The sequence below is a fragment of the Pseudomonas sp. EpS/L25 genome (genome assembly GCF_001512295.1).
Classification (GTDB): Bacteria; Pseudomonadota; Gammaproteobacteria; order Pseudomonadales; family Pseudomonadaceae; genus Chryseomonas.
Window position 1 is genome coordinate 78,837 of the sequence record NZ_LNUP01000017.1, and the last position, 15,533, is coordinate 94,369.

At 60.2% G+C, this 15,533-nt stretch carries 20 protein-coding genes; all 20 read right to left on the minus strand.

What is annotated here, in order from left to right; all coding sequences use genetic code 11:
• Window positions 1–85: 85 nt before the first annotated feature.
• Entirely contained in the window at window positions 86–391 is a 306-nt protein-coding gene (rpsN, locus tag AR540_RS22140; protein ID WP_059232152.1) for a 30S ribosomal protein S14, read from the minus strand.
• Window positions 392–404: 13 nt separating this feature from the next.
• Window positions 405–944 carry a 50S ribosomal protein L5 gene (gene rplE / locus AR540_RS22145; protein ID WP_007161239.1) on the minus strand — a complete coding sequence of 180 codons (540 nt, stop codon included), beginning with the start codon at window positions 942–944 and terminating at the stop codon, window positions 405–407.
• 19 nt (window positions 945–963) lie between these two features.
• Complete coding sequence (rplX, locus tag AR540_RS22150) at window positions 964–1,278, minus strand: 50S ribosomal protein L24 (RefSeq protein ID WP_017640283.1); 315 nt, start codon at window positions 1,276–1,278, stop codon at window positions 964–966.
• A gap of 12 nt (window positions 1,279–1,290) precedes the next feature.
• Window positions 1,291–1,659 (minus strand): 50S ribosomal protein L14, encoded by a 369-nt coding sequence (rplN, locus tag AR540_RS22155; RefSeq protein ID WP_007161241.1) that lies wholly within the window; start codon window positions 1,657–1,659, stop codon window positions 1,291–1,293.
• A gap of 12 nt (window positions 1,660–1,671) precedes the next feature.
• Entirely contained in the window at window positions 1,672–1,938 is a 267-nt protein-coding gene (gene rpsQ / locus AR540_RS22160; RefSeq protein WP_007161242.1) for a 30S ribosomal protein S17, read from the minus strand.
• A 2-nt stretch (window positions 1,939–1,940) separates the two neighbouring features.
• Window positions 1,941–2,132 carry a 50S ribosomal protein L29 gene (rpmC, locus tag AR540_RS22165; RefSeq protein ID WP_059232153.1) on the minus strand — a complete coding sequence of 64 codons (192 nt, stop codon included), beginning with the start codon at window positions 2,130–2,132 and terminating at the stop codon, window positions 1,941–1,943.
• Window positions 2,132–2,545 carry a 50S ribosomal protein L16 gene (gene rplP, locus AR540_RS22170; RefSeq protein WP_017640282.1) on the minus strand — a complete coding sequence of 138 codons (414 nt, stop codon included), beginning with the start codon at window positions 2,543–2,545 and terminating at the stop codon, window positions 2,132–2,134. Before rplP ends, rpmC begins: the two co-directional genes overlap by 1 nt.
• A 12-nt stretch (window positions 2,546–2,557) precedes the next feature.
• The gene (gene rpsC / locus AR540_RS22175; RefSeq protein WP_007161245.1) at window positions 2,558–3,247 is read right to left on the minus strand and encodes a 30S ribosomal protein S3; all 690 of its coding nucleotides are present in this window, start codon (window positions 3,245–3,247) and stop codon (window positions 2,558–2,560) included.
• Between the two features lie 13 nt (window positions 3,248–3,260).
• Window positions 3,261–3,593 carry a 50S ribosomal protein L22 gene (gene rplV, locus AR540_RS22180; protein ID WP_007161246.1) on the minus strand — a complete coding sequence of 111 codons (333 nt, stop codon included), beginning with the start codon at window positions 3,591–3,593 and terminating at the stop codon, window positions 3,261–3,263.
• Between the two features lie 12 nt (window positions 3,594–3,605).
• A complete protein-coding gene (gene rpsS, locus AR540_RS22185; RefSeq protein WP_007161247.1) occupies window positions 3,606–3,881 on the minus strand; it encodes a 30S ribosomal protein S19 in 276 nt (91 codons plus the stop codon).
• Between the two features lie 18 nt (window positions 3,882–3,899).
• A complete protein-coding gene (rplB, locus tag AR540_RS22190) occupies window positions 3,900–4,721 on the minus strand; it encodes a 50S ribosomal protein L2 (protein WP_059232154.1) in 822 nt (273 codons plus the stop codon).
• Window positions 4,722–4,733: 12 nt separating this feature from the next.
• Entirely contained in the window at window positions 4,734–5,033 is a 300-nt protein-coding gene (gene rplW / locus AR540_RS22195) for a 50S ribosomal protein L23 (RefSeq protein WP_007161249.1), read from the minus strand.
• A complete protein-coding gene (gene rplD, locus AR540_RS22200; protein WP_017640279.1) occupies window positions 5,030–5,632 on the minus strand; it encodes a 50S ribosomal protein L4 in 603 nt (200 codons plus the stop codon). Before rplD ends, rplW begins: the two co-directional genes overlap by 4 nt.
• Window positions 5,633–5,645: 13 nt before the next feature.
• Window positions 5,646–6,281 carry a 50S ribosomal protein L3 gene (gene rplC / locus AR540_RS22205; protein WP_007161251.1) on the minus strand — a complete coding sequence of 212 codons (636 nt, stop codon included), beginning with the start codon at window positions 6,279–6,281 and terminating at the stop codon, window positions 5,646–5,648.
• An 84-nt stretch (window positions 6,282–6,365) separates the two neighbouring features.
• On the minus strand, window positions 6,366–6,677 hold the full coding sequence (gene rpsJ / locus AR540_RS22210) for a 30S ribosomal protein S10 (RefSeq protein ID WP_003243886.1): 312 nt from the start codon (window positions 6,675–6,677) through the stop codon (window positions 6,366–6,368).
• Between the two features lie 171 nt (window positions 6,678–6,848).
• Window positions 6,849–8,042 (minus strand): elongation factor Tu, encoded by a 1,194-nt coding sequence (gene tuf / locus AR540_RS22215; protein WP_058766819.1) that lies wholly within the window; start codon window positions 8,040–8,042, stop codon window positions 6,849–6,851.
• 28 nt (window positions 8,043–8,070) lie between these two features.
• Window positions 8,071–10,173 (minus strand): elongation factor G, encoded by a 2,103-nt coding sequence (fusA, locus tag AR540_RS22220; protein ID WP_059232155.1) that lies wholly within the window; start codon window positions 10,171–10,173, stop codon window positions 8,071–8,073.
• Between the two features lie 30 nt (window positions 10,174–10,203).
• Window positions 10,204–10,677: a 30S ribosomal protein S7 gene (gene rpsG / locus AR540_RS22225; RefSeq protein ID WP_007163088.1), complete on the minus strand. Its 474-nt coding sequence runs from the start codon at window positions 10,675–10,677 to the stop codon at window positions 10,204–10,206.
• 88 nt (window positions 10,678–10,765) lie between these two features.
• The gene (gene rpsL / locus AR540_RS22230) at window positions 10,766–11,137 is read right to left on the minus strand and encodes a 30S ribosomal protein S12 (protein ID WP_058765563.1); all 372 of its coding nucleotides are present in this window, start codon (window positions 11,135–11,137) and stop codon (window positions 10,766–10,768) included.
• A 165-nt stretch (window positions 11,138–11,302) separates the two neighbouring features.
• A complete protein-coding gene (gene rpoC / locus AR540_RS22235; protein ID WP_059232156.1) occupies window positions 11,303–15,502 on the minus strand; it encodes a DNA-directed RNA polymerase subunit beta' in 4,200 nt (1,399 codons plus the stop codon).
• Window positions 15,503–15,533: the final 31 nt, after the last annotated feature.

A 15,533-nucleotide genomic window follows, 5' to 3' on the forward strand; every position in this document is an offset into this window, starting at 1 on the left:
AGCCGAGCATTCTAGTGATCGGCCTGAAACGAATCAAGCCCCAAAAGGGGCTTGATTCAATTACCGCGATGAAAGGCGCTCGCTGTTACCAGCTGGCCTTCACCAGGCCGGGCACGTCACCGCGCATGGCTGCTTCACGCAGCTTGATGCGGGACAGACCGAACTTGCGGTATACGCCGTGCGGACGACCGGTCAGGCGGCAGCGGTTACGCAGGCGGCTGGCGCTGGCGTCACGGGGCTGCTTCTGCAGGGCGACCTGGGCGTTCCAACGGTCCTCGGGGGATGCGTTGACATTACCGATGGTCGCCTTCAGCTCAGCGCGCTTCTTGGTGTACTTGGCAACCGTCTGCTGACGCTTCAGCTCGCGGTTGATCATGCTTTGCTTAGCCATCTGAAGACCTCAATCAGTTACGGAACGGGAAGTTGAACGCGCGCAGCAGCGCACGGCCTTCCTCGTCGGTACGAGCGGTGGTGGTCAGGGTGATGTCCATACCACGCAGCGCATCGATCTTGTCGTAATCGATTTCCGGGAAGATGATCTGCTCTTTCACGCCCATGCTGTAGTTGCCACGACCATCGAAGGACTTGGCATTCAGGCCGCGGAAGTCACGCACGCGCGGCAGGGAGATGGACAGCAGACGATCCAGGAATTCGTACATGCGATCGCTACGCAGGGTCACCTTGACGCCGATCGGCCAGCCTTCGCGGATCTTGAAGCCAGCAATGGAATTGCGGGCATAAGTCACGACCGGCTTTTGACCAGCGATCTTTTCCAGGTCAGCTACAGCGTTGTCGATGATCTTCTTGTCACCGACTGCCTCGCCCAGACCCATGTTCAGGGTGATCTTGGTGATGCGCGGAACTTCCATCACGTTACCCAGCTGAAGCTGCTCTTTCAGCTTGGGCGCGATTTCCTTCCGATAAATCTCTTTCAATCGTGCCATGGTGATCTACCTAGCAGCTTCAGGCCTGGACCGCTTTTTGGGTCGACTTGAAGATACGAATCTTCTTGCCGTCTTCGACTTTGAAACCAACACGGTCAGCCTTGTTGGTCTCGGAGTTGAAAATGGCAACGTTGGAGACATGCAGAGGGGCTTCTTTCTCTACGATGCCACCCTGAACGCCCAGCATGGGGTTAGGCTTGGTGTGGCGCTTGATCAGGTTGACGCCACCCACGACCAGACGGTCATCGGCGAGTACCTTCAGCACCTTGCCACGTTTGCCCTTGTCCTTGCCGGCAATGACGATTACCTCGTCGTCACGACGAATCTTTTGCATGTCGGCTACTCCTTACAGCACTTCGGGGGCAAGGGAGACGATCTTCATGAACTTCTCGGAGCGAAGTTCACGGGTCACCGGCCCAAAGATACGGGTGCCAATCGGCTCTTGCTTGTTGTTCAGCAGAACCGCGGCGTTACCGTCGAAGCGGATGATGGAACCGTCGGTGCGGCGGACGCCGTGCTTGGTACGCACGACGACAGCGGTCATCACCTGACCTTTCTTCACCTTGCCGCGCGGAATTGCTTCCTTGACGGTGACTTTGATGATGTCGCCGATGCCGGCGTAACGGCGGTGGGAACCGCCGAGCACCTTGATGCACATCACGCGACGAGCGCCGCTGTTGTCGGCGACGTCAAGCATGGATTGAGTCTGGATCATGGCTCTCTACCCTTATACCTGAACGGCGCGCTCGACGACGTCAACCAGGGTCCACGCCTTGGTCTTGGCCAGGGGGCGGGTTTCGCGAATGGTGACCAGGTCACCAATGCGGCACTGATTGGTTTCGTCGTGGGCGTGCAGTTTGGTGGAACGCTTCACGTATTTACCGTAGATCGGGTGCTTGACGCGACGCTCGATCAATACGGTGACGGTTTTGTCCATCTTGTCGCTGACCACTCGGCCGGTCAGCGTACGGACAGTTTTTTCAGCTTCAGCCATGATCACTTACCTGCTTGCTGGTTCAGCACAGTCTTGACGCGAGCGATGTCGCGCTTCACTTGCGAGAGCATGTGAGACTGACCCAACTGGCCAGTTGCCTTCTGCATACGCAGATTGAACTGGTCACGCAGCAGGTTGAGAAGCTGCTCGTTCAGCTCCTCTACGGATTTCTCACGCAATTCTTTCGCTTTCATCACATCACCGTCCGCTTAACAAAGGAGGTTTCGAGCGGAAGCTTGGCAGCGGCCAGGGCGAATGCCTGACGAGCCAGATCCTCGGAAACACCCTCGATCTCGTACAGGACCTTGCCCGGCTGGATCTGGGCTACCCAGTACTCGACACTACCCTTACCTTTACCCATCCGCACTTCGAGAGGCTTCTTGGTGACAGGCTTGTCAGGGAAGACGCGGATCCAGATCTTGCCGCCACGCTTCACGTGACGGGTCAGCGCACGACGTGCGGATTCGATCTGGCGAGCGGTCAGACGGCCACGGCCGACAGCCTTCAGCGCGTACTCGCCGAAGCTGACCTTGCTACCACGATGAGCCAGACCACGGTTGTGGCCGGTCATCTGCTTGCGGAATTTTGTACGCTTGGGTTGCAGCATGTTGCGTACTCCTTACTTAGCAGCAGCTTTTTTGCGCGGAGCCGGGGCGACGGGCTTCAGTTCTTCCTGGCGGCCACCAATGACCTCACCTTTGAAGATCCAAACCTTCACACCGATCACACCGTAGGTGGTGTGGGCTTCCGCAGTGGCGTAGTCGATGTCGGCACGCAGGGTGTGCAGGGGCACACGACCTTCGCGATACCACTCGGTACGGGCGATTTCCGCGCCGCCCAGACGACCGCTCACCTGAATCTTGATGCCTTTGGCACCAATGCGGATCGCGTTCTGTACGGCGCGCTTCATGGCGCGACGGAACATCACACGACGCTCAAGCTGCTGCGCAACGCTCTGCGCAACCAGGGCACCGTCGAGCTCCGGCTTGCGGATCTCTTCGATGTTGATGTGCACGGGCACACCCATTCTTGCGGTCAGGTCCTGACGCAGCTTCTCGACATCCTCACCCTTCTTGCCGATCACGATACCGGGACGGGCGGTGTGGATGGTGATGCGTGCGGTTTGAGCCGGGCGATGAATATCGATACGGCTTACGGACGCGCTTTTTAGTTTGTCCTGGAGGTACTCACGAACCTTCAGGTCGGCCAGCAGATAGTCCGCATAAGTGCGCTTATCCGCGTACCAGACCGAGGTGTGCTCCTTGACGATGCCCAGGCGAATGCCATTGGGATGTACTTTCTGACCCATCTGATCGACTCCGTTACTTGTCCGCAACCTTGACCGTGATATGGCAAGACCGCTTCACGATGCGATCAGCACGACCTTTGGCACGCGGCATGATGCGCTTGAGCGAACGACCTTCGTTTACGAAGACAGTGGAAACCTTCAGGTCGTCCACATCGGCGCCTTCATTGTGCTCGGCGTTGGCCACGGCCGACTCGAGCACCTTCTTCATGATTTCAGCGGCTTTCTTGCTGCTGAAAGTCAACAGGTTGAGCGCTTCGCCCACCTTCTTCCCGCGAATCTGGTCGGCGACCAAGCGGGCTTTCTGGGCGGAGATACGAGCGCCCGACAGCTTAGCGGCTACTTCCATCTTCCTTACCCCTTAACGCTTGGCTTTCTTGTCAGCCGCATGACCGCGATAGGTGCGGGTAGCAGCGAACTCGCCGAGTTTGTGGCCGACCATGTCTTCGTTCACCAGAACGGGGACATGTTGACGACCGTTGTGCACAGCGATGGTCAGGCCGACCATTTGCGGCAGGATCATCGAACGACGCGACCAGGTCTTGATCGGTTTGCGTTCGTTCTTTTCCACCGCGACTTCGATCTTCTTCAACAGGTGAAGATCGATAAAAGGACCTTTCTTCAGAGAACGGGGCACAGTCGAATCCTCTACTGATTACTTGCCGCGACGGACAATCATCTTGTCGGTACGCTTGTTGGAGCGCGTCTTGAGACCCTTGGTCTTGACGCCCCACGGCGAAACCGGATGACGGCCACCGGAAGTACGACCCTCACCACCACCATGCGGGTGATCAACCGGGTTCATGGCAACACCACGAACGGTCGGACGCACGCCACGCCAGCGAGTGGCACCGGCCTTACCCAGCGAACGCAGGCTGTGCTCGCCATTGGACACTTCGCCCAGGGTAGCGCGGCACTCGGACAGCACCTTGCGCATCTCACCGCTGCGCAGACGCACGGTGACGTAGGCGCCTTCACGGGCGACCAGCTGAGCGGAGGTACCGGCGGAACGAGCGATCTGAGCGCCCTTGCCAGGCTTCAGTTCGATGCCGTGGATGGTGCTACCGACCGGTACGTTACGCAGCGGGAGGTTGTTGCCGGCCTTGATGGGAGCGCCAGCGCCGGACATGAGCTGATCACCAGCAGCAACGCCCTTGGGGGCGATGATGTAGCGACGCTCGCCGTCGGCGTACTTCAGCAGAGCGATGTGCGCGGTACGGTTCGGATCGTATTCGATACGCTCAACGACGGCAGGGATGCCATCCTTGTTGCGACGAAAATCGACCAGACGGTAGTGCTGCTTGTGACCACCGCCGATGTGGCGAGTGGTGATACGACCGTTGTTGTTACGGCCGCCGGACTTGCTCTTCTTCTCCAGCAAAGGAGCGTAAGGAGCGCCCTTGTGCAGATCAGCGTTGACCACCTTGACCACAAAGCGGCGGCCAGCGGAGGTCGGCTTGCATTTTACGATTGCCATGATGCCCCCTGATTACTCGGCGCTGCTGGAAAAGTCGAGATCCTGGCCCGGCTGGAGCGCGATGTACGCTTTTTTCCAGTCGTTACGCTTGCCCAGACCACGAGCGGTGCGCTTGGTCTTGCCCTGGACGTTCAGGGTGCTGACGCTGCGAACCTTGACCTCGAACAGCTGCTCGACGGCCTTCTTGATTTCCAGCTTGGTTGCATCGGTGGCAACCTTGAATACGAACTGCTTCTGGCTGTCCGCCAGCATGGTGGCCTTCTCGGAGATGTGCGGGCCAAGCAGCACTTTGAATACGCGTTCCTGGTTCATGCCAGCAGCTCCTCGAATTTCTTCACGGCGGACACAGTGACCAGCACCTTGTCGTAGGCGATCAGGCTGACCGGGTCGGAACCCTGGACATCACGCACGTCGACGAAAGGCAGGTTGCGGGCGGCCAGATACAGATTCTGGTCGACAGCATCGGTCACGATCAGCACGTCGCTCAGGCCCAGACCGTCCAGCTTGCTGACCAGGGTCTTGGTCTTGGGTGCGTCGACGGCGAAGTCGTCAACCACGACCAGACGATCCAGACGGACCAGCTCGGCGAGGATGGAGCGCAGTGCAGCGCGGTACATCTTCTTGTTCAGCTTCTGGCTGTGATCCTGGGGCTTGGCTGCGAAAGCCACGCCACCGGAACGCCAGATGGGGCTGCGGATGGTACCGGCACGGGCACGACCGCTGCCCTTCTGACGCCAGGGCTTCTTGCCGCCACCACGGACTTCGGAACGGGTCTTCTGGGCACGGGTGCCCTGACGACCGCCGGCCATGTAGGCCACGACTGCCTGGTGAACCAGGGTCTCGTTGAATTCACCGCCGAAGGTGTGCTCGGAGACTTCGATAGCTTGAGAGCCATTCACATTGAGTTGCATGTTCTCTCTCCTCTCAACCACGGGCCTTGACAGCGGGACGCACGATCACGTCACCACCCGGCGCGCCGGGGACGGCACCCTTGACCAGCAGCAGGTTGCGCTCGGCGTCTACACGCACGACTTCCAGCGACTGAACGGTTACACGCTCCGCACCCAGGTGACCGGACATTTTCTTGCCCTTGAACACACGACCAGGAGTCTGGCACTGGCCGATGGAACCAGGTGCACGGTGGGAAACGGAGTTACCGTGGGTGTTGTCCTGACCACGGAAGTTCCAGCGCTTGATGGTACCGGCGTAGCCCTTACCCTTGGACTGACCAGTGACATCAACCATCTGACCGGCTTCGAACAGGGCGACAGTGACTTCGTCACCGGCCTTGTACTCACCGTCTTCCAGGCGGAATTCGAGGACGCTACGACCAGCAGCAACGCTGGCCTTGGCGAAGTGACCGGCTTGCGCCTTGGTCACGCGGGAAGCACGACGCTCACCCACGGTCACCTGAATGGCACGATAGCCATCGGTTTCTTCGCTTTTGAATTGGGTTACACGATTCGGCTCGATCTCAATGACCGTAACCGGAACGGAAACGCCTTCTTCGGTGAAAACGCGGGTCATGCCGCATTTACGACCGACTAAACCAATCGTCATGTTGAGAACCTCTTGAGTGTACGGGGCTTTCACCCGCTATGGCCGCCCATTTCAGAGCGTTACACGACTGAAACCTTGACGGTCTCAGCCGAGGCTGATTTGCACTTCAACGCCAGCGGCGAGATCGAGCTTCATCAGCGCATCGACGGTCTTGTCGGTGGGCTGAACGATGTCGAGCACGCGCTTGTGGGTACGAATTTCGTACTGGTCACGAGCATCCTTGTTGACGTGCGGAGAAATCAGCACTGTGTAACGTTCCTTGCGGGTAGGCAGAGGAATCGGACCACGCACCTGAGCACCAGTACGTTTCGCGGTTTCCACGATTTCCTGGGTGGATTGATCGATCAGGCGATGATCAAAAGCCTTCAACCGAATACGGATTTGTTGATTTTGCATTTGACCTCAGACTCCAAGCTTTCCCCTCGGGCAAAAAGGTGCCCGATTAAAGGAGGCGCAATTCTAAGGATGTCGCTCACGCCTGTCAAGAACGCCTCTTTTGCCATCTGTCAATTTCGTGAGGCAAGAAAAAAGGCCCCGAAGGGCCTTTTTTCGTTTCAGATCAACCGATTACTCGATGATCTTGGCAACCACGCCGGCGCCGACGGTACGACCGCCTTCACGGATGGCGAAACGCAGACCGTCCTCCATCGCGATCGGCGCGATCAGGGTGACAACCATTTTGATGTTGTCGCCCGGCATCACCATCTCGACGCCTTCCGGCAGCTCGCAGTTACCGGTCACGTCGGTGGTCCGGAAGTAGAACTGCGGACGGTAGCCCTTGAAGAACGGGGTATGACGACCGCCTTCTTCCTTGGACAGCACGTACACTTCGCACTCGAACTTGGTGTGCGGCTTGATGGTGCCCGGCTTGGCCAGAACCTGGCCACGCTCGACGTCTTCACGCTTGGTGCCACGCAGCAGCACGCCGACGTTCTCGCCAGCACGGCCTTCGTCCAGCAGCTTGCGGAACATTTCAACGCCGGTGCAGGTGGTCTTGACGGTGGCCTTGATGCCCACGATCTCGACTTCTTCCTGGACCTTGACGATGCCACGCTCGACACGACCGGTTACCACGGTGCCACGACCGGAGATCGAGAACACGTCTTCGATCGGCATCAGGAACGGCTTGTCGATGGCGCGCTCGGGCTCGGGGATGTAGGAGTCCAGGGTCTCGACCAGCTTGCGCACGGCAGAAACGCCCATCTCGTTGTCGTCCTGGCCGTTCAGGGCCATCAGCGCGGAGCCGATCACGATCGGGGTGTCGTCGCCAGGGAAGTCGTAGGTGTTCAGCAGATCGCGAACTTCCATCTCGACCAGTTCCAGCAGCTCGGCGTCGTCGACCATGTCGGCCTTGTTCAGGAACACGACGATGTAGGGAACGCCTACCTGACGGGACAGCAGGATGTGCTCGCGGGTCTGCGGCATGGGGCCGTCAGCAGCCGAGCAAACCAGGATCGCGCCGTCCATCTGGGCCGCACCGGTGATCATGTTCTTCACGTAGTCGGCGTGGCCGGGGCAGTCGACGTGCGCGTAGTGACGGATCGCCGAGTCGTACTCAACGTGGGAGGTGTTGATGGTGATACCGCGAGCCTTTTCTTCCGGCGCGTTGTCGATCTGGTCGAAACCACGAGCGGAACCGCCCCAGGTGTCGGCACAGACCTTGGTCAGCGCTGCGGTCAGCGTGGTCTTGCCATGGTCGACGTGACCGATGGTGCCCACGTTCAGGTGCGGTTTGTTACGTTCGAATTTTTCTTTAGCCACGAGATAAAACCTCTAGTCAAAGCGCTGATTAAGCTTGTTTCTTGATGATGGCTTCGGCGATGTTCGACGGAGCTTCGGCGTACTTGGAGAACTCCATGGAGTAGCTTGCGCGACCCTGAGACATGGAGCGGACATCCGTAGCGTAGCCAAACATCTCGCCCAGCGGAACCTCGGCACGGATGACCTTGCCGGTCACGGTGTCTTCCATACCCTGGATCAGGCCACGACGACGGTTCAGGTCGCCCATGACGTCACCCATGTAGTCTTCCGGGGTCACGACCTCGACCTTCATGATCGGCTCGAGCAGCACGGCACCACCCTTCTGGGTGAGCTGCTTGGTCGCCATGGAGGCAGCGATCTTGAACGCCATCTCGTTGGAGTCGACGTCGTGGTAGGAACCGTCGAACACAGCGGCCTTCAGACCGAGCAGCGGATAGCCGGCAACGATGCCGTTCTTCATCTGCTCTTCGATGCCTTTCTGGATCGCCGGGATGTATTCCTTCGGAATCACACCACCCACGACTTCGCTGACGAACTCCAGACCTTCCTGACCTTCGTCAGCCGGTGCGAAGCGAATCCAGCAGTGACCGAACTGACCACGACCACCCGACTGGCGAACGAACTTGCCTTCGATCTCGCAGGTGTTGCGGATGGTTTCGCGGTAGGCGACCTGAGGCTTACCGATGTTCGCTTCCACGCCGAATTCGCGCTTCATGCGGTCCACCAGGATGTCCAGGTGCAGCTCGCCCATGCCGGAGATGATGGTCTGACCGGACTCTTCGTCGGTCTTGACGCGGAACGAGGGATCTTCCTGGGCCAGCTTGCCCAGTGCGATACCCATCTTCTCCTGGTCGGCCTTGGTCTTCGGCTCGACGGCAACCGAGATCACCGGCTCCGGGAAGTCCATGCGCTCGAGGATGATCGGCTTCTCGATCGAGCACAGGGTGTCACCGGTGGTGACGTCCTTCATGCCGATCAGGGCGGCGATGTCGCCAGCACGAACTTCCTTGATCTCTTCACGGGTGTTGGCATGCATCTGCACCATACGGCCGACGCGCTCTTTCTTGCCTTTCACCGAGTTGATGACCGAGTCACCGGAGCTCAGCACGCCCGAGTAGACGCGAGCGAAGGTCAGGGTACCGACGAAGGGGTCGGTAGCGATCTTGAACGCCAGAGCCGAGAAGGGCTCGTCGTCGTCCGCATGACGCTCGTCGGTGATTTCCTCGTTATCAGGGTTAGTGCCCTTGATCGCGGGAATCTCGATCGGCGCCGGCAGGAAGTCGATCACGGCGTCCAGAACCAAGGGCACGCCCTTGTTCTTGAAGGACGAACCGCAGACGGCCGGGACGATTTCGCAGGCGATGGTACGCTGACGCAGGCCGGCCTTGATCTCGTCGATCGACAGCTCGCCGCCTTCCAGGTACTTGTTCATCAGCTCTTCGTTGGCCTCGGCAGCGGCCTCGACCATGTTGGAGCGCCACTGCTCGGCATCGGCCAGCATCTCCGCAGGAATCTCTTCCTCGCGGTAGGTCATGCCCTGATCTTCGTCATTCCAGAAGATGGCCTTCATCTTCAGCAGGTCGATCTGGCCCTGGAAGTTCTCTTCCGAGCCGATAGCCAGCTGAACCGGGACCGGAGTGTGGCCCAAGCGCTTCTTGATCTGCTCGACAACGCGCAGGAAGTTGGCGCCGGCACGGTCCATCTTGTTGACGTAGACGATGCGCGGGACGCCGTACTTGTTGGCCTGACGCCATACGGTTTCGGACTGAGGCTCGACACCGGAAGTGCCGCAGAAGACCACGACCGCACCATCCAGCACACGCAGGGAACGCTCCACCTCAATGGTAAAGTCCACGTGGCCGGGGGTATCGATGATGTTCACGCGGTACTTGTCGTACTGCTTGGTCGAACCGGACCAGAACGCGGTGGTAGCAGCGGAGGTGATGGTGATACCACGCTCCTGCTCCTGCACCATCCAGTCCATGGTCGCAGCGCCGTCGTGAACCTCACCCATTTTGTGGTTCACGCCGGTGTAGAACAGAATCCGCTCGGTGGTAGTCGTCTTACCTGCGTCCACGTGGGCGCAGATACCGATGTTCCGATAGCGGTTGATAGCGGTTGTACGAGCCATAAGGTCCTCGCTTGATTGGAAGCGCTAGGCTTAGAAGCGGTAGTGCGAGAAGGCCTTGTTGGCTTCTGCCATGCGATGCACGTCTTCGCGCTTCTTGACTGCGGCACCCTTGCCTTCAAAAGCGTCCATGAGTTCACCCGCCAGGCGCAGAGCCATGGATTTCTCGCCACGCTTGCGCGCGGAGTCCACCAGCCAGCGCATGGCCAGGGCATTACGACGGGAAGGACGAACCTCAACCGGCACCTGGTAGGTAGCACCGCCAACACGGCGGGACTTCACTTCGACCAGCGGAGCGATGGCGTCGAGCGCTTTTTCGAAAACTTCCAGGGGTTCGGCATTCTTGGAACGCTCTTTGACCTTGTCCAGAGCACCATAAACGATACGCTCGGCAACGGCTTTCTTGCCGCTTTCCATCACGTGGTTCATGAACTTGGCCAGGATCTGGCTTCCGTATTTCGGATCGTCAAGTATTTCGCGCTTGGCCGCTACACGACGTCTTGGCATTGATAAGCCCTCAAAACGGTCTTCAGGTTAGCTCGGGACACGCTGCCCGACCTTACTCTTATCGACTCGAACAAAAAGAAAGTGGTGGTTACTTCGGACGCTTGGTGCCGTACTTGGAACGGCCCTGCTTGCGGTCCTTCACACCGGTGGTGTCCAGCGAGCCGCGCACGGTGTGGTAACGCACACCCGGCAGATCCTTGACCCGGCCACCGCGGATCAGCACGACGCTGTGTTCCTGCAGGTTGTGACCTTCACCACCGATGTAGGAGGTGACTTCGAAGCCATTGGTCAGACGCACACGGCAGACCTTCCGCAGTGCGGAGTTGGGCTTCTTGGGAGTGGTGGTGTACACGCGAGTGCACACGCCACGACGTTGCGGGCAGTTTTGCAGCGCAGGCACGTCGGATTTCTCGACGAGACGCTTGCGTGCACTACGCACCAGCTGGTTGATAGTTGCCATCTATAGCTCCACTGATTGTCTTGCGACATAAACGAAATGACAGGACGTTAGTCCTGCCCATTTTCGGGGAACGAAAGTCTAAAGAGCTTACTAGCTCCAGTCAAGACAAAGCCCCCGGACGCCAGGGGCGCCGGGGGCTTGGTCAAGCGACGCAGGCTACCGAACTCAGCTGGCGCTGGAGTTCAGAGCTTCGGTCAGGGCGGCTTCGGCCTCGCTCGCGCTGACGCGCTGCGGCTTGCCGAGTTCGCGCTGACGCTTACGCTCGCTGTGGTAGGCCAGACCGGTACCGGCCGGGATCAGACGACCCACCACCACGTTTTCCTTCAGGCCGCGCAGGAAGTCGCGCTTGCCGGTCACGGCGGCTTCGGTCAGGACACGGGTGGTCTCCTGGAAGGAAGCGGCCGAGATGAAGGACTCGGTGGACAGCGAGGCCTTGGTGATACCCAGCAGCACGCGCTCGTACTTGGCGACGAAGCGATCATTGCCGACCAGTTGCTCGTTCTCTTCCAGGACATGGGTCAGTTCGACCTGGTCACCCTTGATGAAGCTCGAGTCACCGGTGTCGCTCACCTCGACCTTGCGCAGCATCTGCCGCAGGATGGTCTCGATGTGCTTGTCGTTGATCTTCACGCCCTGCAGGCGGTACACGTCCTGGATCTCGTTGACGATGTACTTGGCCAGCGCGCTGACACCCAGCAGGCGCAGGATGTCGTGCGGGTTGCTCGGACCATCGGAGATGACTTCGCCGCGGCTGACCTGTTCGCCTTCGAAGACGTTCAGGTGGCGCCACTTCGGAATCAGCTCCTCGTAGGGATCGGTGCCGTCGGTCGGAGTAATGACCAGGCGACGCTTGCCCTTGGTTTCCTTGCCGAAGGAGATGGTACCGCTGATCTCCGCCAGGATGGCCGGCTCCTTGGGACGACGCGCTTCGAAGAGGTCGGCCACGCGGGGCAGACCACCGGTGATGTCGCGGGTCTTGGAGGTTTCCTGGGGGATACGGGCGATCACGTCACCCACATGCACCTTGGCCCCGTCGCTCAGGTTGACCAGCGCGTTCGGCGGCAGGAAGTACTGGGCCGGTACGTCGGTACCCGGCAGCAGCAGGTCCTTGCCGTTGGCGTCGATCAGCTTCACGGCCGGACGTATGTCCTTGCCGGAGGTCGGGCGATCCTTGGCGTCGAGCACCTCGATGTTGGTCAGACCGGTCAGTTCGTCGGTCTGGCGCTTGATGGTGATGCCCTCCTCCATGCCGACGAAGGCCACGGTACCGTCCATCTCGGTGACGATGGGGTGGGTGTGCGGGTCCCACTTGGCGACGATGGCGCCCGCGTCGACCTTGTCGCCTTCCTTGACCGAAATCACCGCACCGTAGGGCAGCTTGTAGCGCTCGCGCTCACGACCGAAGTCGTCGGCGATGGCCAGCTCACCGGAACGGGACACGGCTACCAGGGCGCCGTCGGCACGTTCGACGTGCTTCAGGTTGTGCAGGCGGATGGCACCGCCGTTCTTGACCTGGACGCTGTCGGCCGCGGAGGTCCGGCTGGCCGCACCACCGATGTGGAAGGTACGCATGGTCAGCTGGGTACCCGGCTCACCGATGGACTGGGCGGCGATGACGCCGACCGCTTCACCAATGTTGACCTGGTGACCACGGGCCAGATCGCGACCGTAGCACTTGGCGCAGATGCCATGACGGGTTTCGCAGGTGATCGGCGAACGCACCACGACTTCGTCGACGCTGTTGAGTTCGAGGAACTCGACCCAGCGCTCGTCGACCAGGGTGCCGGCCGGCACGATGATCTCTTCGGTACCCGGCTTGGGCACGTCACGGGCGATGACTCGACCGAGGACGCGCTCACCCAGGGGCTCGACCACGTCGCCGCCTTCGATGTGCGGGGTCATGATCAGGCCGCGCTCGGTACCGCAGTCGACCTCGGTCACCACCAGGTCCTGGGCCACGTCGACCAGACGACGGGTCAGGTAACCGGAGTTCGCGGTCTTCAGGGCGGTATCCGCCAGACCCTTACGGGCACCGTGGGTGGAGATGAAGTACTGGAGTACGTTCAGGCCTTCACGGAAGTTGGCGGTAATGGGCGTCTCGATGATGGAGCCGTCTGGCTTGGCCATCAGGCCACGCATGCCAGCGAGCTGACGAATCTGGGCCGCGGAACCCCGGGCGCCGGAATCGGCCATCATGTACATGGAGTTGAAGGACTCCTGATCGACTTCCTTGCCATGACGGTCGATGACCTTCTCTTTCGAGAGGTTGGTCATCATCGCCTTGGACACTTCGTCGTTGGCCTTCGACCAAAGGTCGATCACCTTGTTGTACTTCTCGCCCTGGGTTACCAGGCCGGAGGCGTACTGGCTCTCGATCTCCTTCACCTCGGCGGTGGCGGCATCGATGATGCGCGCCTTCTCGTCCGGGATGACGAAGTCGTTGACGCCGATGGAGACGCCCGACAGGGTCGAATAGGCGAAACCGGTGTACATCAGCTGGTCGGCGAAGATGACGGTGTCCTTCAGACCCACCACGCGGTAGCAATGGTTGATCAGCTTGGAGATGGCCTTCTTCTTCATCGACTGGTTGACCACGTCGTACGGCAGGCCGGCAGGCACGACCTGGAACAGCAGCGCGCGGCCGACGGTGGTGTCGACGATGCGGGTGTTCTTGGTCAGGCTGCCGTCCTTGTGACGGATGGTCTCGTTGATGCGCACCTTGACCTTGGCATGCAGCGCGGCTTCGCCGGCACGGAAGACGCGATCGACTTCCTGCAGGTCGGCGAATACGCGGCCTTCGCCCTTGGCGTTGATGGCTTCACGGGTCATGTAGTACAGACCCAGGACCACGTCCTGCGACGGCACGATGATCGGCTCGCCGTTGGCGGGCGACAGGATGTTGTTGGTCGACATCATCAGGGCGCGCGCTTCCAGCTGGGCTTCCAGCGTCAGCGGCACGTGCACGGCCATCTGGTCACCGTCGAAGTCGGCGTTATACGCGGCGCAGACCAGCGGGTGCAGCTGGATGGCCTTGCCTTCGATGAGGACCGGCTCGAACGCCTGGATGCCCAGACGGTGCAGGGTCGGGGCACGGTTGAGCAGCACGGGGTGCTCGCGGATAACTTCGGCCAGAACGTCCCAGACCTCGGGCAGTTCGCGCTCGACCATCTTCTTGGCGGCCTTGATGGTGGTCGCCATGCCGCGGGCTTCCAGCTTGCCGAAGATGAACGGCTTGAACAGCTCCAGGGCCATCTTCTTGGGCAGACCGCACTGGTGCAGACGCAGGGTCGGGCCCACGGTGATCACGGAACGACCGGAGTAGTCGACGCGCTTGCCCAGCAGGTTCTGCCGGAAACGACCCTGCTTGCCCTTGATCATGTCGGCCAGGGACTTCAGCGGGCGCTTGTTGGAACCGGTGATGGCACGGCCGCGACGGCCGTTGTCCAGCAGGGCGTCAACGGCTTCCTGCAGCATGCGCTTCTCGTTGCGCACGATGATGTCGGGCGCGGCGAGGTCGAGCAGCCGCTTGAGGCGGTTGTTCCGGTTGATGACGCGACGATAGAGATCGTTCAGGTCGGAGGTCGCGAAGCGGCCGCCATCCAGCGGTACCAGCGGACGCAGGTCCGGCGGCAGCACGGGTAGCACGGTCATGACCATCCACTCCGGCTTGTTGCCGGAGCCCTGGAAGGCTTCCATCAGCTTCAGGCGCTTGGACAGCTTCTTGATCTTGGTCTCGGAGTTGGTCTGCGGAATCTCTTCGCGCAGGCGACCGATCTCGTGCTCCAGATCGATGGCGCCGAGCAGCTGGAATACGGCTTCCGCACCCATGCGGGCGTCGAAGTCGTCACCGAATTCTTCCAGTGCCTCGAAGTACTGCTCGTCGTTGAGCAGCTGGTACTTCTCGAGGGTGGTCATGCCCGGATCGATCACCACGTAGCTCTCGAAATAGAGCACGCGCTCGATGTCACGCAGGGTCATGTCCAGCAGCAGGCCGATACGCGACGGCAGCGACTTCAGGAACCAGATGTGGGCGACGGGCGAAGCCAGCTCGATGTGACCCATGCGCTCGCGGCGCACCTTGGCCAGGGCGACTTCCACGCCGCACTTCTCGCAGATCACGCCGCGGTGCTTGAGGCGCTTGTACTTTCCGCACAGGCACTCGTAGTCCTTGACCGGGCCAAAGATCTTGGCGCAGAACAGACCATCGCGCTCGGGCTTGAAGGTACGGTAGTTGATGGTCTCCGGCTTCTTCACTTCACCGAACGACCAGGAACGAATCATCTCGGGCGAGGCCAGACCGATACGGATGGCATCGAACTCCTCGAGTTGACCCTGGTTTTTCAACAGATTGAGCAAGTCTTTCAAGGCCTTTCCTCCTCACGGACCGGAGGCGACC